Source organism: Neobacillus sp. BF23-41 (assembly GCF_041106275.1).
The window spans coordinates 48,841-73,001 of the sequence record NZ_JBGBPR010000004.1 but is presented as its reverse complement, the minus strand read 5'-3'; the positions used below and the strand labels follow the sequence as shown (position 1 = coordinate 73,001).

Here is a 24,161-nt window from a genome sequence, read left to right as displayed (position 1 = left end):
TTATAGATAAATTATATAATGTTATAAAAAAGGTATTTGTACATTTAAGTACAAATATCTTTTTTACAGCAATTTGCATTATCCTAGAGATTATAAATAATTTTTAATAATTTTCTAAAATTAAATATTATTTGAAACTTCAATATTAATCGAAATTCATTTAATGTAGGAGAAAAATATGAGAGTAAAAAATTCAATATATAATATTTTAGCTGGTATAGGTAGTCAAATTATTATTACCTTATTGAGCTTTATATCTAGGAGTGTGTTTGTTAATTATTTAGGTGCTGAATATTTAGGGGTTAATGGTCTTTTTTCTAATATATTAGGAATGCTATCTTTAGCTGAGGCAGGAATTGGATCAGCTATTATATATAATCTTTATAAACCGGTAGCAGAAGGAAACAAGGAAAGAATTAATATTCTAATGCAATTTTATAAAAAGGCATATATGGTAATTGCATTAGTCGTATTATTACTCGGTTTGTCACTACTACCTTTTCTTAAGTACTTTATAAAAGATTCAACTGTCGATAATATTGGATTAATTTATGTGATTTTTTTATTAAATACAGCATCATCATATTTGTTTTCATACAAAATTTCTTTCTTAAATGTATGTCAAAAAGGTTATATTGTAACTGGAGTTTATTCCTTATCATCCATTTTAGCCACATGTATTAAGATTGGAATTTTATATGCTACAAATAATTATATTCTATATTTAGTAATAGATATATTAATTACGATAATAACGTCGATAATTTTAACATTTATTGCAAACAAAATGTACCCTCTATTAAGAAATAAGGGTTCAGGGAAACTAGATGAAGAAACGCGAAGTAATATTGTAAAAAATGTAAAAGCTTTAATATTACACAACATTGGCGGATATGCTGTATTTGGTACAGATAATATCGTGATTGCTTCATTTGTGAGTGTAAAAGCAGTTGGATTATATTCCAATTATTATATGTTAATAAATATTTGCAGGACTTTTATAAATCAGTTTTTTGATAACATTACCCACAGTGTAGGAAACCTAGTAGCGGAGGAAAATGAAGAAAAATTATTTACAATCTTTAAAGTTACCATGCTTATAAATTTTTGGATTTACTCATTCTTTACAATCTTTCTATATATAATAATGGAACCTTTTATTACTTTTTGGTTAGGATCGGACTTTATTATGGGTAAGAGCATATTGATAATTTTAATGATTAACTTTTTCGTTTCAGGAATGCGCCGCTCCATATCTATTGTAAAGACTACTTCTGGAATTTTTCAGGAAGATAGATTTGCTCCTTTTTTTGAAGCGGCTATAAATCTTGGTGCTTCCATTATTTTGGTTAATTACATTGGGATTACAGGTGTTTTTATTGGAACTTTAATAAGTACCTTATTTGTTCCATTTTGGATTGCTCCATACTTGGTTTACAAAAAAGTATTCAAAAGGTCCGTTTTTTATTATTTTCTAAAATATACTTATTTCGTTTTAATTGGATTAGGAACTTGTTTGCTTACAAATTTAATATGTAATTTTCTTTTCAGTGACGGGATATTGTCATTATTATTAAAGGGAACAGTTTGCTTTATAATACCTAACACAATCTATATTGCTATCTTTCACAGAACAAATGAGTTTAAATATATATCGGATATATTTAAGAGTATTTTGGAAAAATTATTAAAACAATCAAGGTTTAAAAAAGGTCGATTATCAGCATAGTATATCTCTTATTTTTAAGGTAATTTTTCTTTTTTTTAATGTAATTTTTAGCATCTATTTCTTATTTATTCAGGAAAACTTCATATTTGAGTAAATTAGGTTAATGGATATACTAATTTTCATGTAAAAAATCGAGGGGATTATTCATGGCTGCAGAGATACTATTGTTATAATATCGTGAGATTTTGCTATTATTTTGTCATATTCGGACTAACAATCTCTTTTGGTAGGATAAAAATCCTATTCTTCTTAGTGATTTCAGGTTAATTATTATGTGAAAAAAACTAAGCTTTACCAATGCTCCTTTTAAATTCTATAAAAGATATATTTTTTTATAACTAAAATTATTACATACTTTCCTTTAATGAGGATTAAATCAATAGCAAATATTTCAATAGAAAATATTCAATGAATATAATGTTTTAAGTTGAAATTTTTAAAAATTCCCCCTTTTTAAAGATTTTAACCTAAACAAAAAACTCCTGCTTTTATGCAGAAGCTTTATTTATTATATTTAACTTTTTATAGCTTTGTTACTGTTACTTTTAAATTAATACCTACAGAATTCTTTATGACTATAGAATTTTGATCTATTATCATTACGTTAGGAAGTAGAATCTCAGCTGCAGTGGAAACGCAGAGAACATTTGGGTCTAATGTGTTCAAATTATGAGTAACTATTGCTGAATATTTATCGCCATCTGGTTGAAGTGAAATATTTTGTTTAAATTGGTAATCAGGATCATAACCGATATAAATTCCTGAATCCTCAGCAGGAAGAAAGATGTTAATAAATTTATTATAAGCTGATATGAATTTACTTATATGAATTTTATTACTATAGTAGTTGAGTCGTAGTGGAGCAGATCCTTTATATTCAATAGTACACCGCTTTAATATAAGCTGGTTAGCTGCAACACCGCTTCCGGATTTTAACAAGTAGGAGAAATTAGGATTGGTAATTTCTATATTACAACGTTCTGCCTTAAAAGTGCTGTTTAATCGGTTCGTGTCTGAGGTAAATAAGCTAGTAATTGTATTAATCACAATATCGCAATCCTCTACCGATATAAAGGGATTTTGATTGTCTACATTTGTAATTCCTACCGCAACAGAAGTGTCGATTAACTTTGACTTTGAAACTGTAACTAATCGCGCTTTACCATTAAATAGATGATTTCTAATTACACTATTTTTAAAGTTGCACATTTGGAATAATACTTTTTCCGCAAGAGTTTGGTAGTTGAGAGTTTGAATACGTACGGTTATATTGTCAAAGGTACACCCTTCGAATTGGTATACTGTAGATGTAATCTCAATTAGAGTTGTCGATTTAAACGTGCATCCTTCGATTTTATTTGCTTGTATATTTACTGTGGCAGATGGAGGAGTGGTGAATTTAATGTGATTATTGATAAAACTGCAACCCTCACCAGTAACAATAAGATTTGGATTTACAAAATTATTTTCTGCTAATAATATTTCATAGGTAGAGTTATTTATGTTCATTGATCCACTATGAAAACTGTTTCCTATTATCTTGACATGTGCAGATTCAAAATTTGAAGTCATCAGGCCAATATTATTAAGACAGTTATAAATAAAATTTCCCTTTACAGTAGCATGTAATACTGAATATAGATTAATAGCTATATTATCAATATTATAAATATGATTATGCTCAATTTGGATAGAATAGCAACCAGCTAAAATACCATGGTAACTGCCATAAATCAAGTTATTCCTAATAATACAGTTATCTCCGTAAGAATCTTCCTGATTAATAGAATATCTTGTCGGATCATTAAAAATTGGCTTTCCATCTAGAAATCTTACTGTGCCTTTGCCATTATCTCTAATTAAATTATGCTGAATTACATTATAGCTTCCACCTAAAGATATTCCGCCTCGATGTCCATTATATATTTCATTGTGTTCCACAAGATTATGGTGAGGAATACTTCCCCATCTGATAGTGATTTGAATATATTTAGAAGTGTTAGTTTCATTATAAAATAACAATCTAAATTTTTTCGCCCCTACAGGAACAGAAATATCGGTATATATTTTTCTTTTTTTCATTACTCCTATAAAGGAGTCGTTCTGACCGTAGAAAAATATGTCAAAATCTTTGGAAACAAGATTAGTAAGTCGGGTATAACCCGCCCCAGTCAGCATGATTGAATCATATTTAATATCTTGAGGTAGATCTATATATCTTGTTATTACAGTGTTGGTTGATGCAACTGGCTGACCTGTTGAATAATCTAGTGCATTTAATGTAAGTCCCTGATTAAACTCAGCATATCCAGCAATTGACTCACTGGTAATTGTAATATTATCTCCCATATAATCTCTTACCACACAGTTTTTTATAGAACTAAAGCTTGTACCTTTTGAAAATTTCACACCATAGGTGCTTTCCATAGCTACTTCAGATGGATTGGAAAAACTTCGATCATCTCTACAACCTACTATCGTTCCACCTGTCAAATGGGCATCCGTTGCATTTTCAAATACTATACTGTTTCCGCCAAATTTATAGAAGTCTGTTGTAGTACGGTTGTCAAAAGGCGATTTTCGATCAGAATTATAAATTACTTTTAAAGTGGAACCATTTAAGTTGAATGTCATATTACTAAGCATTTTTATTTCTCTTGGATAACATAACGCATATTGGCCTTTAGGCAATAATACACCATCATAACCATTGCTAAATGCGTATTGTATAGCATTGTTTATTCCTTGAATGTTCGTATCTGCCATTAAAAAGTCTGCATCAGTATAAGGTTTTCTCGGAAACCCTTGCTTGATATTCCATCTATCAAGTTCAATAAGATACATCTTTTCGCACTTCCTTTCGAATTAGCCCGAGTTTTTTGAAATAGAATTTAGATTAAATTTTGAAAAACTAAATGTCGGGTATTAAATATAATATGGTTCAGCCTTTTTTGTGATTGGACAAGTTTACTATACTTAGATATTTTATGTTTATTTACGTAAAAGGAATGATTAATAGTGGGGATCTATTATATAAGCAAAAAAGTATTAATTGTGTAAGCTTGGGTCCTATGATGGTTATATTCTTAATTACACGAAGTAGGTAAGAAGATATCAGGTTCAATAAAAAATAAAGCCCGTCTCGGCTGAGAGGGCTTACTTATTACTCGTGATCGTTTTTTCTTTTAATATCATTTGTCTTCAATTCCAACTTCCCATGAAAGATCTTATTATTTTCAATTAAATATGAAGGAGCATTTTTACCAGCATTGACTGTGGAGATACTGATTACTCCTTTTTCGCTTGATTTTAAGGTATTTCTTGTTATGGTTAAATTGGAAACAATTGAAGGGTTATCCCTTTTCCAATAATCTCCCACTTGAATAATAGCATTTGTTTTATATGGGAAAGTACCTGTTTCAATCGTGTTATTTTCTAGTACTATTGTTTTACCTGCTTGGATAGAGACACCAGGACTGTTATCTCCTAGTACCTTTATGGTTGAATTCTTTAATAAAATTTTATCTGGTATTCCGAGCACTTTATTCGTTTCAAATCCTCCTTTGAATGAAGTGAAACTGCAATTATTGAATTCGTAATGACCAGAATTATTAACAGCCACTCCGTTATTGCCTTTGGCTGCCTCAAATTCACAGTTTTTATAAGTTCCCCTTGGCAATTGGGTTCGTGTATATCCAATAACTTTTAAATGATCAAAGGTACTTCCATCTGCTGCATTTCCTCCAAAACTATCTAAAGCAGCTTGGCCAATAATGGCTACATTTTTCAAGTGAATCGGATTTCGATTAACACCAAATTGAGTGTGTTCGTTCTTCGTGTTTTTTACAGTAATATTGGAGACCTCAATACCAAATGGAGTGGAACTAGCTAAATTGACTAATGTATCCTTAAATTCCATGTCATTTATTTTAATATTTTTTCCAAGGAAGGCAGCCATTCCGCCTTCCATTGTATTAGAGTCGAATGCGGCATCGTTGTATACATAAATTCTTGCATCTTTAAATGTATTGTTCTTTACCTTCGCATATTTGAAAGGTTCTGAAATAGCCAATCCGATTGTTTTAGAAGAGAAAGAATTGTCTTCCACTATCGCATTTCTACCATCATATAAAATTAAGTCATAGGCCTGGTTGTTATAAAATTTATTTCCTTTGATTTTGATATGATTATTTAACATGTATCCTGCTTCAACATCAATTCCTGATTGAGGAGCCGTCCCTTTCATATCATGAATCTTGTTATTTACGATAGTGGTATTTAGAGCTCCGCCAATTGTAATGCCTTGTCGACGATTAAATGCAAACTCAGAATTTTTGACCATTACATTTTTAGAAACACCTTGCATCCAAAATTCAATATATACATTATTTGGAACATAAGACGTATTAAATACTGCATTAAAATAAGCTGCATTTTTGGGAATATCCATTAAACCCCAGCCAACCGGTGTGTTCATTTCTTTTGAATTCAAGCTCGTTAAAAAGGTCCCATCTGATTTATAAAAGAATGCAGTATAGTCTTTTGTAGGCATATTTTGTTGGTGAAGGAATTGGAAGGTATTTTGTATGTTAAAATACCGGTCTGTTAGCGGGATCTTTTCCAACCTCATTTTAGTAGAGTCGTTAACCAACTTGCCATAAGAATTAACCGATCCAGTAACAAAACTCTTCGCATAAAATTCTTTGATGAGTTTACCCATTAAACCTATAGCTAAGCCATCTCCCGTAAAGTTTACAGATTTAATTCCATCAATGGTTACATTACTTGCACCACTAGTTACAATACCGTACCCGCCTTCATGCGTTGATTTTACCGTATTATAATCGTGAGTTAAACTATCTCCTTTGAAAGTTCCGCCTTTTATAGTAACATTGTGAACCCCGGGTCCGATATAAAGTAGAATATAGCCTTTATTACTGTTCGTCTCTTTTTGTAGAACAGAACCTTTTCCTAATTCAAAAACCATATTACTTACCATATTGATTTGTCCATCTTTTGAAATCAAGTAACTACCATCCGGAACAACAAATGTAGTGTATCCTTGTTGATGAGCCCATTTCAGAGCTTGATTCAATCCTTTAGTTGTGTCCCTGGCGTGTGTAGTATCGTTATAAATCCCCCAACGGTCTAGTTCTAGAGTATATTTGGCACTCATTTTTGTATTTTCTGCATGAGCATTGACAAAAGAGTTAGAAAAATTAACAGGGGATAATAAAATAAGCAAAGGCAGTGTTATTACGAGCGTAAAAAACCATTTTTTCAAGTTATTCATCCTTTTCTACTTTATCCTATTATTTAGTCACAAAATAATTATTCCCGAATTTAACTAATAAAATAAGCAATCCTTTTAGAGATGTACTGGGGGAAACATCTTAAGTTAATTGTTATTTTCTTCGGATTTTGTCGAATGGATATTCTTTAAAAAGAACGATAATTGAATTATAATATTCAGATAGGGAGTTAAAATTTATGGGATTTAAAAACCGTAAATTTTTTTTGATTCATAGTTCTTTATAATGAACTGTTTAGGGAGGAATTTTGTCTATGTCTATATTAGTTACAGGCGGCGCAGGATATATTGGATCTCATACTTGTATAGAATTGTTGAATGCAGGACATGAAATTGTTGTGTTGGACAATTTCTTGAATAGTAAACCAGAATCATTAAAACGGATATCTGAAATAACGGGAAAGAACTTTAAATTCTATGATGTGGATCTACTCGATTACTCTGCAATAGAGTCTGTGTTTCTTGAAAATGGTATTGTGGCAGTGATTCATTTTGCTGGATTAAAAGCAGTTGGAGAATCGGTATCTATGCCATTACGGTATTATAACAACAATATAGTAGGAACATTAAATTTATGTCGAGTTATGGAGAAATATGGGGTATATAACTTAGTATTTAGTTCTTCAGCAACCGTATACGGATTTCAAGAACAGGTACCTCTAAGTGAAGATTTACCACTTCAAGCAACAAACCCTTATGGGCGCACAAAACTTATGATTGAGGAAATTTTACAAGATTTATATGCTTCCAACCAAAACTGGAGTATTGCCCTGTTGCGTTATTTTAATCCAGTTGGTGCACACTGCAGTGGGCAAATTGGAGAAGATCCTAATGGTATTCCTAACAATCTGGTTCCCTATATTACGCAAGTAGCTGTTGGGACATTACCTGAACTTAAAGTATTTGGTGGTGACTATCAAACACATGATGGTACAGGAGTTAGAGATTATATTCATGTGGTAGATCTTGCAGAGGGTCATTTAAAAGCTCTGGTAAACGTTATGGGGAATTCAGGAATAAAGGCATATAATCTAGGAACTGGTATAGGATACAGCGTATTAGATATGATTCGTGCCTTTGAACAAGTAATTGGGCGTCCAATACCATATAGAATTGTAAACCGAAGACCTGGAGATGTTTCTATTAGTTTTGCCGATGCTTCCAAGGCAAATGAAGAACTAAATTGGAATGCCAATAAAGGTCTTGATGAGATGTGTAGAGATTCATGGCGATGGCAAGTTAATTATCCTAATGGATTTGAGAAAGAGTACGAGAAAATAAGTGCTGTTAATCAATTATAAAATTATTATATTAATTTTGACCGGTATTTAAATAATGGATTGTAACCCAAAGAGGTATTTATTTGGTAGTCGCATAAACGTTTTATCAACGAATAAGTTAATAGAGCATCACATTTTTGTCGAATTTTTGTTCTTTTAACAGAACGTTTATTGGATTATAATTTTATATAAAGATATTTCTATATTATAAAATGAAAATTGACAAGTTTTTTTGGGTTTAATGTTCAATATAGTGAACGATATTTGATAGGTAAGGAGGTGATATAAGTGATTAAAGAAACAGTTTATTCTAGACCAATCGTCTTAAGCCATCAACCAATACGTTTTGAAACAGCCCAGAGTTGGAATCCAGGTAAGGGTAAACACGACCATAAGGGAACAGGCAATGATGGAATTAACTTCCCAGTAGACACAAATCCAAATCCACAACCTTGTGGAGCGGGAACCGCCGGCAATGGAAATAAAAATGGCAATGGAAACGGAAATGGTAATATCGGGGTAGGTCAGTGTAATCCAAATGTTAACCCTTAATTTCACAGAGGCGGAAGGCCAAAGGGAATATCTCCATTGGCTTCCCTTCCTAATCAATATCGACTTATCCTATAGGAGGCCAATATGAACGAAATAAAAACAAAAATTGGCGACCATTTCATACATATAATCTGTGAATCTGTAAATCTAAAGAAAATGTTTGAAAAAAATTATCACTCCCACATTTATGCTGATAATACGCAGCCAGATCTAGTCATCAAAATTGAAGAAGGCTACGGTGTTTCATTTCAAGATTATGATGTAGAAATCACTAAAAATCACAACCATATCCTTTACCGTCGAGCTGATTACTTAATAGAGGTTGATACTGATTTTAAGTCTGCGACTATATCTGTTTACAATGATTTCGCCTTAAAACACGCATTAACAAATTTATACAGTGCATTCATCGTTTATCATAATTGGGGTCTCTTGATCCACTCCTCATGTGCAATAGAACATGGTAAAGCCCATATTTTTGCTGGTCAATCGGGGGCAGGTAAATCAACAGCAGCCAAACTATCGTATCCAAGACCACTTCTTTCAGATGAGGCTACACTTGTGAAAATTACTTCCAATGAAGTTATTGTATATAATTCACCATTTCGTAGTGAAATCCAAGTGGATTTTTTTGATAGAAATGTAGAATTAGCTAGTGTTCAATTGCTTTACCAAGCCCTTCAAAATAAAAGAACCAGATCTATTAAATCGGATGCACTACTTCATTTAATGGATAAAGTCTTCTTTTGGCCCCATAGTGTTGAAGAGACGAAAACCATAATGAGGTTAATGACCAAATTGGTGAAGAATGTACCTGTTTATGAACTGCATTTTCAAAAAAATAATACATTTTGGGAGTTAATATCATGATGACTCATTATATTCAAAAAGGAAATTATGAAGCTACCGAGCTTGATGGAGAATGGATTGTCTTGAATACAGACCAATATAGCATCACGAAATTAAATGATGAGGGTGGATATTGCTGGTCCTTGCTTAATAAGGTTCAAACAGTTGATTCCCTAACTCAATCTTTGTTGGAGAAGTTTTCAACAACTGAAAATGTGCGGCAAGTAAAAAAAGACATGGAAGAATTTCTAGCCAATCTCGTTCAGTGCGGGCTGATTGAACATGTTGATTGACAATCATACTTTTGCACTTCTTAAACGTACTATCAACAAGGATGGCTGGTTGGAGCTGCCGGCATATGGGAATAGTATGTTTCCTTTTATTCAACAAGGTAATCTTTGTAGGTTTATCCCATGTCCATCTTCACAATTAAAGAAGGGCGATGTGATTCTGTTCTATTCGCAAACAAGTCAATTAATTGCCCATCGATTTGTGAGCGTAAAAAATATAGATAACCAACGGTTTTTCCTATTTAAGGGTGATACAAACCTTGGCTATGATCAACTTATAAGAGAAGAGTATATCCTTGGTAAATTAACAAGTGTGCAAAAAAAACAACTGACTATAAACCCGCATCATTTTCTTGCTCGCTGTTGGGGAAAAATGATTCTTACCTTTCCTATACTATCAGGCATGCTTAGAAAATTTTTAAATAGGAAATTCAAATTACAATTCTAATAAAATTTGGAGTGTCCATATGATGAAGGAACGGATTGATTCTTTAATTAAGCAATATTTTACCATGAAAGATCTTCGCAGGACCTTTTCCTTTGTTATGCCTTTTATTATGAAACGTTGGAAGGCTTATATTGTCATTCTTCTATTATTAGGATTGGACATTTACTTAACGATCGCTTTTGCAAAGTACTATGGTCAGATTACTGATGCAGCTATTCATGGTGGCTATCAACAGATTTTATCATTTATTCCATATGGAGCATTGCTTATTTTATTGAGTATCGTCTCAAGTGTTTCTTATACATACTTTAATATGATTGCGACGAATGGGGTAAAAATGGATATTAAAAACCATTTTTTTCACCATGTATTAAGACTGCCAGCTGCAGATACATCAAATATTCGCTCCGGTGAATTAATGTCCCATTTTTCTAATGATATTCATGGTGTCGATGGGGTGATCGGCAGTAATCTTATTAGTCTAGTTAGACTGCCGATTATCTATATTGTCGTCTTTTTTTATTTGGTAAATATTAATCTGACACTATGCTTGGTGAGCCTTATCATTGCCCCAATCGCTGCATTATCTGGTGTCGCATTTGGCTTGTTACTTCGGAAAAATGGTAGATTGATACACCGATTAGTAGGAAATATTAATAGCCACCTAAATGAGACGTTTCATGGCTTTACGGTTATTCGTTCGTTTACACTTGAGAAACTTCAATATAATAAGTACGCCAAACAAAATAAGGAATTATTTCAATTGGAGCTTGAAAATGCAAAACTTCAAAGCTGGTATAATACGGGTGGTCAAATCTTAGGTTCTATCACTTTTATGATTAACCTGTCTGTTGGAGCTCTTTTCGTATCCAAAGGGGTACTAACTGTTGGAGCTTTGTTAACGTTTCTTAACTTGGTTGGTCACTTATTTTATCCAATCACGGGAATGGCCAGTCTATGGGCTGGCTTTCAAAGATCTGTAGCTGCACTAGAAAGAGTTCTGGCTGTTCTCGAAACACCAGCTGATCTAAAAGAATTACCTTCTTTTGATCCAACCATGAAACTGGTTGATTCCATTCAGTTTCATAACGTTACCTTTAGTTATGTGGAAAATAAAAAGGTGTTTGAACATTTTCATTTTGAGATTCCCGCTGGAAAAGTCGTGGCCCTTGTTGGTCCTAGTGGAGCCGGTAAGAGTACATTGTTTAATCTCTTACAGGGGTTTTATAAGCCGCAATCAGGAGAAATCCAAATAGCTGGTCAATCTATAAAAGAATTTACAGCTTCAGAGTTAAGGAGTTCAATCGCACATGTCCCTCAAGAAACCTTTTTATTTGCAGGAACTGTTCGAGAAAACTTTTTGATTGCCCGTCCCAATGTGACGGAGAAAGAAATGGTAGATGCGGCAATCAGCGCTGAGATTCATGACTTCATTCTCACGCTTCCTAACGGATATGAGACCCAAATTGGCGAAAATGGGATGAAGTTATCTGGAGGCCAGAAACAAAGAGTCGCGATTGCCCGTGCTATTCTAAAAGATTCGCCCATTCTTTTACTGGACGAAGCTACTTCAGCTTTGGATGGAGAAACAGAATATTACGTAAAAGAAGCATTGGATGAATTGATGAAGGGTAGAACGACGATTGTAATTGCCCACCGGTTGTCCACAATCCAAAACGCTGATGTCATTATGGTAATGAATAATGGGAAAATTGTTCAGCAAGGAACACATGAAGAGTTATTGGGACAAAAGGGTTTATACCGGAAACTCAACGAAACATCCTTTCGTTCAAATAAAGGAACACCTTTGTCGTTAGTTTCAAAATAATAAAGAGGAGATGAGGCAAGTGAGTATGGAGCTAGTCAAATTTTTATATGATGATAAAAATCCACTGCCTCAGGATGAAAGTTTTTATCATCAAGCCTTACAAGATATTGAATATGACGGAATACAATCTCAAATATACTTCCTTTTAAAGCAGCAAGCTAGGATCGATCAAACGCCTGCTTTTTTTCAATATCGTCTTAAGGAAGAATATGATAAAGGATTATATCAAAACCTTTTTATTAAAAATCAAACGGACCAAGTATTAAGGGTATTTGAGGATCAGGGAATTGATGTCATCCCGCTTAAAGGTGTTTATTTTGCAGAGAATTTTTTCGGTCAGATTGGTGCCCGTGCTACTTCTGATATCGATTTGTTAGTGAAAGATCATGACCTTGAAAGTTCCATCCGTTCTATAAAATCATTGGGTTTTTCAGTAGAAGAAGAGAAAATACCAGGTCATTTTCATTGCAGCTTTAGCAAGGCATTGCCTTACACAGGAACACCATTGGTAGTTGAATTACATTGGAATTTTGTAAGAGAAAATACATCAAAGTTCAATATAAATGACATTTGGGCTCAATCCCTTCCAGTTGGCCGCTCAATGCATGTTAAAGAATTGTCCCCCAGCCATACCTTTTACATGATTTGTTTGCATGGTTGGAGGCATAATTTGGATTCAATGAAATATTTTATAGACATCATCCAAGTGATTTACAAATACAGGGAAGAGCTCAATTATGAACAAATTTTTAGGCTGGCAGCTTCCCATCAGACCTTAAAAAGAATGATTCGAACATTGTCGATTGTTTATCAGCAATTTCCTCATTTAAATGATATAAAAAAGGTTCCTTTTAAAATTAAAAAAACACAATGGGAATACCGTCCCCCAAAAAGTGTTAAGCAATATATCGATTTTATCGATTATCAATTTTTTAGTTTTGATACTGTTAAACATAGTCTAATTGAGCTTGTTAACTGGGTTTGGCCATCTCAATACGAAGTATCATCACAAATTGAAAATGATTCAAATGGTATCAATATGTACTACTCGTTATATAAAAAGAGAGTAGCTAGTATGTTTAAGTCCCTTTTCCACCATTAAAATCCCACCTGTTCTGCGACAGGTGGGATTTTAATGGTGAGGCTTATGCTCTACACTTCCATAAGGAAGGGACAATTTCAGTTAATTCCAAGATGACTGAAATGATTAAGCCTGCGATTTAGAATTGTGGCGGGTATAAACTGAAGGAAATATAAAAATGCTATTAGGATAAATGAAACACGGTGATTTCTGGTCTGCAAAAAAAGCGAATAGCTACTTTGGTTGTACCAATTCCTCGATTAACATACAAAGGCATTTTTTTTTCGCCAACCTGGTAGAGACCATCCATATATTTCTTCGCTAATATTTGTCTTATTATGGGCCCGTAAATGGGTAAACGGACTTGACCCCCATGTGAGTGACCTGAAAACTGTGCGCTAATTGGATACTTACTGCTCTCATCTGCTATATCGGGTTCATGTGCAAGTAATAACACACAATCATCTTCCGATAGTCCTTCAACTGCTTTTCCGATATTTGGCTCACCGTACATAACATCATCAATACCGGCAATATAAAGACGTTGCTGGTTATATTCAATAAAATCGTGGTTATTTTCTAGTACCTTGAATTGAGAGTTTTCTAGTACATCTCTAATTGTATCTTTTGTAATAAAATCATGGTTACCTATTACTGCCCATTTTCCTCCACGAAGTTCCTTCAATTCTTGGAGTACTGGCATGGCCAGCTCTGGTTCCTTATTTCCAATCTGAATGAGATCACCCGTAAAGAAAATGATATCTGGATTTAAATTATTAATCATACTTACAACCGATTTTAATTCCTCAACTCCATAGTGAAAACCCAAATGAATATCACTGAATTGGACTATTTTCCAACCTTTAAACTCTTTAGGAAGCTTTTTTACTTTAAGCTGAACCTCTTTTATATGATACCAAAATCTCTCTACCTTAAATGAGTAGGTACCAATAATCATTCCCGTTGCCAATAGGCCTAAATATAATTTTCCTGCTTTTTTTATTAAAGTACGCCGATTAATAGGTTTAGATTTAGTGAGAAATTCAGTCATTAGAAACTCCCTTTTTGACGGACATGCTATTTTACTCGATTGCCTTTTTTCTATAAATTTCTAAAACATTTGTGCGGGGTTAGGATAGTTATGTGCAAATCTAAGTACTTATTTTTTATGGTTATTTTCGTTCTTTACCAAGAACATTATAAATTATGTAGTGCGAATATTCAATATTGATGATTTTCATGTAGGTTATAAACATGTAAATTAAACGTTTTTTATTTATACAAAAAAACTTGTAAATTTTCCTTCCTATCAAAGGTAGCCAGTAATATGTTTTGTACTTTTATTTGATACTTGGATTGAAGAGTGTTATGGAGCCATTCTTCATTCTTGTTTAAATGTTTCAATTCGGCGAAATCAATCTTTCCTTCTTTAATTACCGTCCTAGGAAGATCAAAGGGCTCAATTTTCTTTTGATAATTTGCAGGTGTCAGTGCTTCATATTTTGGGTCCAAAAAAATCGAGATTTTCCCATCGGACTCCCAAAGCGCCAAAGCCACTTTTTTTATATCCGCAACTTTTTCTTTTCTTAACTCAGCTAATAAATGATCAATGGATATTCTAGCCTTCTTTAGTCCCTTGTAATTGATTTCGCCATCTTTTATCAGTGGAAATGGGGCGGGGTCTAGGAATTTTTCGATGCGACTCGATTTTAAGCTGATGAACAATCCTCCTGTATACAAAACCACCAATACAACGGTCGTAATCATCGAACCTTTCATGCCAAGTTTTTCATCTGATAATGGATGAGCAATGATGTTTCCTAGCACTAAGGCGATAACAAAATCCAATAATCTTAATTGGGAAATTGCACGTTGCCCCATGATTTTCGCGACAATAAGCAAAAAGAAAAATCCGATAACTGCTCTTAATATCCACTCAATTGAACTAAGGGTTTCTTGACTATGAAAGAAACTCATAAAGACACATCCTTTATCTTAAGAACATCCTCCTTAGTATTGTCACGGATTGTAAATTTTTTTCGCCCTAGTTCTCCAATTTATAAAAAAATAAGCCAGGATAGCGCATCGCTTTCCCGGCTTTGATTTTAAACATGTAAGAATTTGATACAAACTGGGTATGGCACGACAATATCAGACTCAATAAGAGTTAATTTTCCCGATTCCTCGTCCCTCGCAAACAAAACAAGATTACTGGACTCCTGATTGGATGCAACGATGAATTTCTCCGTTGGGTCGAACATAAAATCCCTCGGCCAATCTCCTTCAGTAGATGTGTGCTCAACAAAGCTAAGCTCTCCAGTTTCTACATCAACACGAAACACAGCAATGCTGTTGTGGCCTCGATTGCCCGCATATACAAAACGTCCGTCCGATGAAATATGAATCGCACTGCCTTGATTATTTTCAGAAAAATCAGCGGGAAGTGTGGAAATATATTGTTTTTCTGTAAAATGGCCATTCTCCGGGTGATAGGTTAATACAATGACCTCTGAACTAAATTCGGTCATGAGATAAGCAAATTTCCCATTAGGATGAAAAACCAAATGCCTTGGTCCGCTTCCAGCTTTTAAAGGAAGCAGATTCGCTTTGGTAAGTGTGCCGTCACTGGCGATAGCATAGGTGATAAGTGCATCAATACCCAATTCAACAACGGCCAGATAATTCTCATCAGGGGTGACTCCGGCATAATGGGTATGCGGTTTTTCCTGTCTTGGATCTGGGCCAGAACCTTCATGTTTAATGATTGATGCAGCCGGTTGAACCGAACCATCCTCCTCGTTAATTAAGTAGGATTCTACGGATCCTTTATGGTAATTTGCACTGAATGCATAGCGGTTTTTGCTGTCTACACTCACATGACAGGGTGATGAGCCTGGAAGCATCTGACGATTTTGCTCCGTTAATGTGCCATCTCCCTCTATTGAAAAAGCAACGACACCACCTTCTTCCCCTTTTTTTGCAACGGAATATAGATAGCGATTGTCCTTACTGATCGTTAGGTATGTAGGATTTTCTAACTGTGCCGCATAGTTAATATCTGCTATTCTTCCCTCGGTAGTATCAAGTGTGAAGGAATAGATTCCTTTACTGTCTCCCTTCGTGTATGTTCCAATATAACCGATATATTTTTGGTTGTTTGTCATTTGATCTCTCCTTAAAAAATGTAGTCTGTTTATTCTATCAAAATTTCCAATGATTACTCAAACAATGCAATCCTTGGATGAATGCTGTGATTAGAAATAATTAAAGGAAACAGCCGTAAATTAATAGCTTTCCATAAAAAAATGATTATGATAAATTTGAAAGGGGAAAATTCCAATAGACATATGAACTACGGAGGGAATTATATTGCAGCCATTATTTTTAAAACCCGTTTTTAAAGAACGAATTTGGGGTGGCACCGCCTTACAAAAAGAATTTGGTTACTCGATACCAAACGATAAAACAGGGGAATGCTGGGCAATTTCTGCACATCCAAACGGTCCATCGATGATAGAAAACGGACCATTTGCTGGAAAAACTCTGGACGTACTTTGGAAAGAACAACCTGAACTTTTTGGAAATCCAACGGAAGAGGTTTTCCCTCTATTAACAAAAATATTGGATGCGAACATGGATTTGTCCGTTCAAGTTCATCCAGATGATACCTATGCAAAAATCCATGAAAACGGGGAGCTTGGGAAAACAGAATGCTGGTATATCATTGATTGTAAAGAGGATGCGGACATGATTTTTGGCCATAACGCCAAGACAAAAGAAGAATTGATCCAGCAAACGAAGGAAGGGCGATGGGAAGATCTGCTTCGCAGAGTAAAAATCAAACCTGGCGATTTTTTCTATGTACCTAGTGGGACCATCCATGCTCTGTGTGAAGGAACCCTGGTATTAGAAACACAACAAAGCTCGGATACTACATACCGCGTCTATGATTATGACCGCAGAGATGCCGAAGGAAACTTAAGAGACCTCCATTTGGAGAAAGCGATTGATGTTACTACAGTTCCACATCAAGGCAACGTAACTGTCCCTAAACTAGAAACAAAGGAAAATGCAGGGATTACAACTTATGTTGAATCTGATTTTTTCTCCGTTTATAAGTGGGAAGTAAACGGGAAAGCAACGTTTGATTCGGATAATCATTACTTGCTATTGAGTGTGATAAAGGGCGAAGGAACACTTAATCATCAAGGAGAATCCTATCAATTGGACAAGGGCACCCACCTTATCATCCCGGTTGGGTTTGGGGAATTCGAGATAGCTGGAGATTGCCAATTAATTGTCTCACATGCATAAAAAAAGACAGAAGGAGCATTAAGTTTGAAGCTCCTTCTGTCTTTTTTTTGTTGTTTAGTACACCTGGTTTTAAAATACTTTTGACAATCCTCTATTAGAAAGTTAAGTTGGTCATATAAAACAAGTTATAAATTTATTGAAAAGGAAAGAAAATGAATGCTGAAATTTATGAAGGCACTAAATGCTTTTTGGATGTACATACATCAAAATCTTTTTCGTAAAATAGCAAGTAATATCCGCTATAAACTTATGCTCCTAATGCTTTCTGTCATGATTTTACCATTACTAATTCTGATCATTTTTTCAATAAATGTTTCACAAAGTAATTTTGAAAAGGAAGTAGTAAATTCAAATGAGGCGAGAATCAATTTAGCAGGTAAATATTTGGATGAAAAGTTAACAGAAAGTGACAATATTTTGTTTGCAAGTTTAATAGATGAAAAATTAATACCAAGTATTAGTCAGATTAATGATGAAAATATTCCTTTAAATTTTAGTACGCTGGCTTATATCCAGGATAAGTTATTTTCTATTTACTATGGGAATAAACATGTGAATGCTGTTTCGATATATGCCAAAGAAAGCCAGACAGTCTACTCCTTAAAAGAGGCAGATTTTAAAGTATCCAAGATTAATCAACTAAACGGGACTGCTTGGAGTAATTTAGGGGTTCGTCCGAATTATAGTTTTGAAAGCAAACTGCCGAATCAAGGTTTTTCCCTTACAAGAAGTATCATAAGATTTGAGAATCGAAAAATTGTTGGTGGAATATCTTTGGAAATGAATTGGAATGTAATCGATAGCGTTATTGAGATGCTAGAATCAGAACCGGAAAGTTCTGTTTTTGTGATAGACCGTCAGGGGCATATTCTTTACAATCCTAATCTAGGTAAAAAAACTTCCGTGGATTTTCACAAAATCATCAAACAAATGAATGATAGTAAGAAAAATATATCCTATCTAAAAATGAACAAAGGTTATGTTTTTTTTAAGAGGGCTTTCAACAATAAAGTAGCTATTGTAAAAGTTGTTCCTGAAAGCATGCTTTTGAATGGAGTCACGAAAACGCTTATCGTTGGAATAATTATTAGTGCTCTTTCGATCCTGCTTACGGTTATTTTATCGATTTTTATATCAGTTAGAACGACAAAGCCGATCATTCAGTTAGTACATGCTATGAATGAAGTAGGAGAAAACAACCTTAATGTTAGTATTGAAACAGAGCGAATAGATGAAATTGGATTGCTCGAAAAACGATTTTCATCGATGGTTTACCGAATTAATGAGTTAATTAATAAAGAGTACAAAAGTGAGATAGAAACACGAAACGCACAATTTATGGCATTGCAGGCACAGATCAATCCTCACTTTCTATACAACACCCTTCAGCTGGTAGGCGGAATGGCAGTGACTCATAAAGCCGAGGAGATTTATTCTGTTATAAGTGCATTGAGTGATATGTTTCGCTATATAACAGGAAAGCAAGGAAACATGGTTTTAATTGACCGTGAGATAGAACATATTAAAAATTATCTATATATTCAGAATATGCGTTTTGAGGGGAAGGTACAAACTGATTTATATATTGAAGAAGGTACAGAGGGTTACACGATTCCAATGTTAACGATTCAGCCAATTGTAGAGAATGTTTTTAATCATGGATTTGAACAAAAAAAGGGATTATGGAAACTATCGATTGATGTTCAAAAAGTTTTTGACGATATTGAAATTACCATTACGGATAATGGTGTTGGAATTCCTGAGGAAAAATTAGTTGACCTTATCGAGCAAATGAAAGGAATTCCCTATTCTTTAAATACAAAAGGAAGTATAGGTATTAAAAACGTTGCTGCAAGGATACGATTGTATTTCGGTGAGGATTACGGTCTTGATATTTCAAGTACCGTCGGAAATGGGACAATAGTGGTAATTAGGATTCCCGCTAAGATAACAATGGAGGGTAATTAATGATTAAAATATTAATTGTTGACGATGAAAAATGGACAAGAGAAACGATTAAGCAATTTGGAAAATGGGACCAATATGGTATTGAAATAATTGGGGAAGCTGGGGATGGACAAGAGGGATTAAGGTTAATTGAACAGAGGTCTCCTGATATTGTCATCACGGATATGAAGATGCCTGGAGTTGACGGTATGGAGCTGCTTCAAATCATGGCAGACCGTTTCCCACAGGTTCAACTTATTGTGGCAAGTGGGTATGACGATTTTAATTTTATGCGTCAGGCAATCCGTTCGAGGGTTAATGAATATTTACTGAAACCAATCAATGCAGAAGAATTAAATCTAGCGTTAGAAAAGTGTATCAACGAAATTAAAAGTTCTTCACAGACACAATTTTATAAGCCAATATCTTTTTCTAGCAAAGATATCTCCGCCTTAATTATGGAATACAAAAAAACAATTACCTCATTTTTGCAAGAATTAAATATTGACGGCTTTGAAAATGTCATTCACCGTTATTTTAATGAATTTAAAAAAGTGACTGGGGTTGACAGCAATGTAATTGCAAAGATTGAGCATGAATTTATTCTTACTTTAGAAGAACTAATGATAAAAAATAATTTTAATGTTCACGAGGTTTTTGAAAATAATGGGGAGCTAAATAGTGAATTTGACCTTTCCCTTGATAGAGTAATGAAGAAGCAACAGGATTTAGGAAAACGCTATATCGAGTATATGATTGATATAAATAAGCGGAAGAGCAAGTTAAACTTGGAGGAAATTAAAGAATATATAGAACGGAACTTTGCAGATATCGATATATCTTTAGAAGTCTTAGCTAACAAGTTTTTTGTAAGTAAAGAATACTTGAGTAAAACATTTAAAAATGTTTATGGATGCAATATCACCGAATTTATCGTCAGCCGTCGTATGGAATATGCAAAAAAATTACTACAAGGTAAGGAGTTTCAAATCAAGAGTATTGCCCAGATGGTTGGTTATGAAGATATCTCTTACTTCTATCGGGTCTTCAAGAAATATTTCAAAACTTCACCAGGTGAAATGAGACAAGGTTAAAAAAGTCCAAATGTAAGCGCTAATATTTTCAATATTTAAATTCTATGGGAGCGATTAATATAAAAGTATGCTTTAAATATTATTCAGGGGGGTCACAAAAAATGAAGAAAGCGTTATCATCTTTGCTAATCTTTATTCTAGCTATCGGTTTGTTAGCAGGTTGTAATTCTAAGGAAACAGCTTCTGACGAAAGTGGATCAAAGGCCGAAAAAAATGTTGAACTGAAAGTATTTATTGGACAACCACGTTTTAAGCAGCAGTACCAAACATACTTGGATCAATTTGTAGCCAAAGAGAAAAAGGAAAAAGGTATTAATGTAGAAATCAAATTGGAATTACCAAGTGTAAATCAGGCAGCACAATTATTAAAAACAAGGATGGCATCTGGTGATAGCCCTGACGTGTTTGCTCTGCATGCAATCAATGATATACCTATTTACGATAAAGCAGGTTATCTTGAGGATTTATCAAATGAACCTTTCGTAGACAAAGTGTTTGATACGGTCAAACCAGCGATAACAAGTAATGGTAAGGTTGTAGCGGTTCCTTTGGAGACACTTCAATGGGGATATCTTTACAACAAGAAAATCTTTAAAGACTTAAATATAAAATTACCACAAACATATTCGGAAATGGAACAAGTTGTTAAAACGCTAAAGCAAAAAAATGTAACTCCATTTTTGTTAACTTATAAAGATGCGTATATTCCTCAATTATTTTTACCGCTAGCAGTAGGTGCAGCTCAAGCGAAGGACAATCCTGACTTTATTAAGGAAATGAATGAAGGAAAAGGCTCTTTCTCCGCGTTAAAAGATATGTTTAAAATTATGGATTTATCTAACGCTAATGGCACAAAACGTGCCTTTGAGAACGGACAAGATCAAGGAGCGGCAGACTTTGCTAACGGTAAAGCTGCGATGTGGATCCAAGGTCCATGGATGGCAGATTCGATTTTAAAAACAAACAAGGACTTTGAATTTGGCGTTGCTCCACTTCCAGTCAATGATGATTCAGCAACGACACAAATAAACCTTTCTACATCAACATCTCTTGCAGTATCAAAAATGAGCAAACATAAAGATGTCGCAAAGGATTTAATCAATTATATTTTGGATGATAAAGATTCTAGTGAATTTTATAAAAGCCTTGGGTTTAATGCTGTCTCTAGCAAACATACCTTTGAACCATTTCCTTGGTTAAAGGATTCAACTGAATATGTATCTCAAGGAAAGGCTTACCAAGATCCTCCGATTCCGATTGCTGTAAAAGACGAGTCACAGAAATTACTACAAAGTTATTTTGCAGGGGATGCATCTCAGAAGGATGTCATCAAAGGCTTGGACCGTGCTTGGGACCAATTCAACCAAAATAATAAATAAATTTTAAATTCAGTGAATGATAAAGGCAGCTTACAGCTGTCTTTATCATTATCCAAAACAACAATGTCAGTGAGGTGTTAGGTAATGTCGCAGTTAAATAAGCAAAGTGGTGAAATGGTTATTGAACAAGTACAACCTAAAGTAAGCTCTAAAAGAGCTTTAAATCTAAAAGAACATAAAGGTTCCATTAGTTTAATCCTATTTGTTCTACCTGCATTTCTATTTTATTCTGTATTCTTGTTGATTCCAATGATTGGAGCGGGATTCTATAGTTTTACAGATTGGACTGCTCTATCTCAAACCTATAACTTTGTTGGAATAAGCAATTATATTGAAGCTTTTAAAGATGACCCTGCATTTCGCCATTCTTTTTTCTTCACTTTAAAATATACAGCGTTCATGTTTGTTTTTCAGAACGTGATTGCGTTGCTTCTTGCCTTATTCATTGAAACTAGAGTTAGAACAAAAGCTTTTTTTCGAACCATCTTTTTTATGCCTAATATGTTGAGTTTGATTATTAGTGCATTCATGTTTTCATTTATTTTTACCAACGTCCTACCGGAATTATCCAAAAAGGCTGTTTTATCATTTCTTGATCAGGGATGGATTGGTGATGCCAACGTTTCCTTCTACTCCATTCTTATCGTGTCCTTATGGCATGGGATTGGCTATATGATGGTTATCTATATGGCTGCACTCCAAGGAGTTCCGCAACACCTAAAAGAGGCTGCTATGATTGATGGTGCAAATCCAATTCAAAGACTTTTCCACGTGACGATTCCGATGATCATGCATGCAATAACGATTTGCGCTTTCTTAACATTAAATGGTGCATTTAAAGTTTTTGATGTAGTTTATGCGCTTACTGCAGGCGGGCCTGGAAGATCGACACAGGTTATGGCGCTGAATATTTATGAAGAAGCCTTTTCCAATAATTTTCGATATGGCTATGCGAATGCTAAAGCAATGATTCTCTTCTTGATTGTGTTGGTTATCACGCTGATTCAAGTGAAAGTGTTGAAAAAGAAAGAGGTGGAAGCATAATGCAAAAGAAACTGGTTTCTATTGGTACAACTTTAGTTTTGGCAATTTTTGCGGCGATTTCATTTTTTCCAATATACATGGCTGTCATCAATTCATTTAAATCACAAGGGGAGATTTTTACATCTGTTATGAAGCTCCCTACAAAATTACATTTTGAAAATTATACAGGAATATTCGAAGAGTTAGATTTATTCAATAGTGCTTGGAATACCATAATTGTTACCGTTATCGGGCTGGCAGGAATTGTTATTTGCGGTTCATTAGCTGGATATAAACTAGCAAGAACAAAGGGTAAGTTGAGCAATTTCTTGTTTACCTTATTCCTAGCATCAATGCTTGTTCCATTTCACTCCATAATGATCACGCTAACAAAAGTAGCAAAGGGGTTGTCCGTACAGGGATCAACATTCGGATTGGGCCTTATTTATATTGGCCTCGGGGTTAACATGGCGATATTTCTATATCATGGATTTGTTAAAACGATTCCGAAAGAACTTGAGGAAGCAGCAAGAATTGATGGTTGCAATGACTTCCAAATATTCACAAAAATTATATTTCCTCTTTTAAAACCTATTACTGCAACCATCCTTATTTTAGATGTCCTATGGTTATGGAACGATTTCTTATTGCCAATGATTATGCTTACCGATGTAAATAATTATACATTAATGTTATCGGTAAACATGTTATTCGGTCAATATAACAGTGATTGGCCAAAAATTCTTTCAGGCCTTATTATTACGGCCCTTCCTGTAATTGTCTTTTATGCCATATTCCAAAAATACATTCTTAAGGGAATAGCCGATGGAGCAATTAAATAGCTGTGTTAATGCTAAATGTTGATTTTTCACACTCTGTTGATTGGAGCGGAATGCGCGAGACTCCTGCGGGAGTACGGGGCAGGGGAGACCCCACAGGCGCTTTGCGCCGAGGAGGCTCCCCGGGACGCCCGCGAACCGCACGCGCATGGAGCGGAAATCAACAGACAAGTTTAACATAGCCATATAAATTAACG

The 24,161-nt window shown here is 34.3% G+C and carries 19 protein-coding genes; 14 read left to right on the top strand and 5 right to left on the bottom strand.

The features are described from left to right. Nucleotides 1–178: 178 nt before the first annotated feature. Nucleotides 179–1,729, top strand: a complete 1,551-nt coding sequence (locus AB7942_RS08370; RefSeq protein WP_369446487.1) for a lipopolysaccharide biosynthesis protein — start codon at nt 179–181, stop codon at nt 1,727–1,729. A gap of 522 nt (nt 1,730–2,251) precedes the next feature. On the opposite strand, the gene AB7942_RS08365 is transcribed toward AB7942_RS08370, so the two are convergent. Both AB7942_RS08365 and AB7942_RS08360 read right to left on the bottom strand, forming a co-directional pair. Further along, nucleotides 2,252–4,573 (bottom strand): right-handed parallel beta-helix repeat-containing protein, encoded by a 2,322-nt coding sequence (locus tag AB7942_RS08365; RefSeq protein ID WP_369446486.1) that lies wholly within the window; start codon nt 4,571–4,573, stop codon nt 2,252–2,254. Nucleotides 4,574–4,892: 319 nt separating this feature from the next. Further along, nucleotides 4,893–7,013 carry a right-handed parallel beta-helix repeat-containing protein gene (locus tag AB7942_RS08360; RefSeq protein ID WP_369446485.1) on the bottom strand — a complete coding sequence of 707 codons (2,121 nt, stop codon included), beginning with the start codon at nt 7,011–7,013 and terminating at the stop codon, nt 4,893–4,895. Nucleotides 7,014–7,294: 281 nt separating this feature from the next. Here AB7942_RS08360 and galE point away from each other — a divergent pair, with 281 nt between their 5' ends. From galE to AB7942_RS08325, 7 genes are all read left to right on the top strand, one after another. Further along, the gene (gene galE / locus AB7942_RS08355) at nt 7,295–8,341 is read left to right on the top strand and encodes a UDP-glucose 4-epimerase GalE (RefSeq protein WP_369446484.1); all 1,047 of its coding nucleotides are present in this window, start codon (nt 7,295–7,297) and stop codon (nt 8,339–8,341) included. Between the two features lie 267 nt (nt 8,342–8,608). Then, nucleotides 8,609–8,872, top strand: coding sequence for a hypothetical protein (locus AB7942_RS08350; RefSeq protein WP_369446483.1), 264 nt, complete (start codon nt 8,609–8,611; stop codon nt 8,870–8,872). Nucleotides 8,873–8,956: 84 nt separating this feature from the next. After that, the gene (locus tag AB7942_RS08345; protein WP_369446482.1) at nt 8,957–9,742 is read left to right on the top strand and encodes a hypothetical protein; all 786 of its coding nucleotides are present in this window, start codon (nt 8,957–8,959) and stop codon (nt 9,740–9,742) included. Beyond that, the gene (locus tag AB7942_RS08340; RefSeq protein WP_369446481.1) at nt 9,739–10,014 is read left to right on the top strand and encodes a PqqD family protein; all 276 of its coding nucleotides are present in this window, start codon (nt 9,739–9,741) and stop codon (nt 10,012–10,014) included. Before AB7942_RS08345 ends, AB7942_RS08340 begins: the two co-directional genes overlap by 4 nt. Beyond that, nucleotides 10,004–10,459, top strand: a complete 456-nt coding sequence (locus AB7942_RS08335; RefSeq protein ID WP_369446480.1) for a signal peptidase I — start codon at nt 10,004–10,006, stop codon at nt 10,457–10,459. The genes AB7942_RS08340 and AB7942_RS08335 overlap by 11 nt, the downstream gene beginning before the upstream one ends. 19 nt (nt 10,460–10,478) lie before the next feature. Next, nucleotides 10,479–12,287 carry an ABC transporter ATP-binding protein gene (locus AB7942_RS08330; RefSeq protein WP_369446479.1) on the top strand — a complete coding sequence of 603 codons (1,809 nt, stop codon included), beginning with the start codon at nt 10,479–10,481 and terminating at the stop codon, nt 12,285–12,287. A 25-nt stretch (nt 12,288–12,312) separates the two neighbouring features. Next, nucleotides 12,313–13,389: a nucleotidyltransferase family protein gene (locus AB7942_RS08325; protein ID WP_369446702.1), complete on the top strand. Its 1,077-nt coding sequence runs from the start codon at nt 12,313–12,315 to the stop codon at nt 13,387–13,389. Nucleotides 13,390–13,552: 163 nt separating this feature from the next. On the opposite strand, the gene AB7942_RS08320 is transcribed toward AB7942_RS08325, so the two are convergent. The 3 genes from AB7942_RS08320 to AB7942_RS08310 form a co-directional block, all read right to left on the bottom strand. Further along, nucleotides 13,553–14,419: a metallophosphoesterase gene (locus AB7942_RS08320; protein WP_369446478.1), complete on the bottom strand. Its 867-nt coding sequence runs from the start codon at nt 14,417–14,419 to the stop codon at nt 13,553–13,555. Between the two features lie 221 nt (nt 14,420–14,640). Then, nucleotides 14,641–15,345, bottom strand: a complete 705-nt coding sequence (locus AB7942_RS08315; protein WP_369446477.1) for a DUF421 domain-containing protein — start codon at nt 15,343–15,345, stop codon at nt 14,641–14,643. 128 nt (nt 15,346–15,473) lie between these two features. Then, nucleotides 15,474–16,532: a lactonase family protein gene (locus AB7942_RS08310; RefSeq protein ID WP_369446476.1), complete on the bottom strand. Its 1,059-nt coding sequence runs from the start codon at nt 16,530–16,532 to the stop codon at nt 15,474–15,476. A gap of 202 nt (nt 16,533–16,734) precedes the next feature. On the opposite strand from AB7942_RS08310, the gene manA reads away from it, so the two are divergent. The 6 genes from manA to AB7942_RS08280 all read left to right on the top strand — a co-directional run bounded on the left by manA (nt 16,735) and on the right by AB7942_RS08280 (nt 23,967). After that, nucleotides 16,735–17,682 carry a mannose-6-phosphate isomerase, class I gene (gene manA, locus AB7942_RS08305; protein WP_369446701.1) on the top strand — a complete coding sequence of 316 codons (948 nt, stop codon included), beginning with the start codon at nt 16,735–16,737 and terminating at the stop codon, nt 17,680–17,682. A 156-nt stretch (nt 17,683–17,838) separates the two neighbouring features. Continuing rightward, a complete protein-coding gene (locus tag AB7942_RS08300) occupies nt 17,839–19,650 on the top strand; it encodes a sensor histidine kinase (protein ID WP_369446475.1) in 1,812 nt (603 codons plus the stop codon). Beyond that, nucleotides 19,650–20,723, top strand: coding sequence for a response regulator (locus AB7942_RS08295; protein ID WP_369446474.1), 1,074 nt, complete (start codon nt 19,650–19,652; stop codon nt 20,721–20,723). Before AB7942_RS08300 ends, AB7942_RS08295 begins: the two co-directional genes overlap by 1 nt. A gap of 101 nt (nt 20,724–20,824) precedes the next feature. Beyond that, a complete protein-coding gene (locus AB7942_RS08290) occupies nt 20,825–22,102 on the top strand; it encodes an ABC transporter substrate-binding protein (protein WP_098930748.1) in 1,278 nt (425 codons plus the stop codon). Nucleotides 22,103–22,216: 114 nt separating this feature from the next. Beyond that, a complete protein-coding gene (locus AB7942_RS08285; RefSeq protein WP_369446700.1) occupies nt 22,217–23,146 on the top strand; it encodes a carbohydrate ABC transporter permease in 930 nt (309 codons plus the stop codon). After that, nucleotides 23,143–23,967, top strand: a complete 825-nt coding sequence (locus tag AB7942_RS08280) for a carbohydrate ABC transporter permease (RefSeq protein WP_098930746.1) — start codon at nt 23,143–23,145, stop codon at nt 23,965–23,967. The genes AB7942_RS08285 and AB7942_RS08280 overlap by 4 nt, the downstream gene beginning before the upstream one ends. The last annotated feature ends 194 nt before the right edge of the window (nt 23,968–24,161 follow it).